The organism is Morganella sp. HMSC11D09, assembly GCF_001807955.1.
Classification (GTDB): domain Bacteria; phylum Pseudomonadota; class Gammaproteobacteria; order Enterobacterales; family Enterobacteriaceae; genus Morganella; species Morganella morganii.
In genome coordinates this window covers 1-1,397 of the sequence record NZ_KV791695.1, presented here as the reverse complement: position 1 = coordinate 1,397, position 1,397 = coordinate 1, and the positions used below count along the sequence as shown (strand labels likewise).

At 46.0% G+C, this 1,397-nt stretch carries 2 pseudogenes; both read left to right on the top strand.

Annotation, left to right across the window (positions count from 1 at the left end):
* Positions 1 to 220, top strand: a pseudogene (locus HMPREF3119_RS19835) (hypothetical protein); the annotation flags it as partial.
* A 382-nt stretch (positions 221 to 602) separates the two neighbouring features.
* A pseudogene (locus tag HMPREF3119_RS11550) lies at positions 603 to 1,397 on the top strand (hypothetical protein); the annotation flags it as partial.

Here is a 1,397-nt window from a genome sequence, read left to right as displayed (position 1 = left end):
TAATGGTAATAACTGTGCAGTTGTATTTGGTGGCGGCGCTCAGAAAAGAACAGATTATGAAGAATTTATGGAATTCGAGTTTTATTTCTGGCGAATGAACGGCTCTAAACTGGAGGTGCGTTTGTTGGTTGATACTTATTCCAGACCTCACGCGTCACAATCTTTTGAATCATGTGATATACCGCTATATATAATGATAATAGATACAACAGGGATATAAGGATGAATATATTAAAATTAATCACATTAGCTGCAATAACCACGCTGACAGCCTGCAGCCATAACGTATACACCAAACCAGTGGATTGCACCGGGCATATGTTTGAGGGGCTGGATAACCGGCATTACTCAGCTAAGCTGACAAAATATGCACCGGACAGTAAACGGTTTTTCAGCACAGGTGATCCTGTCCTAGGGTTACATGGTTGGATCCGTATGGATGCATTTAACAAAATTACATGTGTTAAAGGCAAGGGTACAGAGGACTGATTATTGGCGTTACCGTCGCTTACTTCGACCCGCAAAAACTAAAATCAAAATAAATAATCTCCTCCAACAACCGCTCCGGCGGTTTTTTTTCGTCTGAAATTTAAGGAAACCCCATGATTTACACCGACGGCACCATAGCCATTAATGCCGGTTCACCGATTGTGACCGGCACCGGTACACAGTGGAAAAAGAATATTCACGGTGTGGCCCCCGGCCAGCTCATCAGTATCGAGAACGGCACAGTACCGATCATTATGATGATCCGCGCGGTAAACAGTGATACCGAACTGGTGTTGTCATTCAATGCTCCGGTAACGCTCAGCGGCGCGAAATACTCTATCGCCACTACGGTACCGGATACCATTTCAGATGCAGCCCGCACCATGTCCGCCAATCAGGGCTATATCGTTTACTTTCTTCAGGCAATGCAGCAGTGGATGACTGATACAGGCCAGGTGGAGATTGAGCTGCCGAACGGCCAGAAAGTCACGCTGGAGGATGTAAAAGGGCTGGCTTCACAGGAATGGGTTAACAATATGCTCCTGACAAGCGGGGAGCTGACACAGATTCAGTCACCGGCCAAAACGAGAGGGATTTATGTTAATGATAACGGGGATATCGGCGGAAACCTCGGTCCTCATCAGAACTGGAAGGTGGACGGGAATGCAAAAGCCCATTTCCGGGAATTAGAAGTAAAAAGTCCGGGGGATTACACCGGTATTAATCTGGTAAAAGGTGATGGCCGATATGTACTGATAGAAACCAATCCGCATGCCGGTAGTGTATCGATGCTGACGTTTGCATACAGAAATGCATCAGGAGAAAACCAGCACGTTATCACTATACCGTATGACTCAGGTGCGCTGGCTACTCAGACATATGTGAAATACAGTACAGGGTTTGGTATC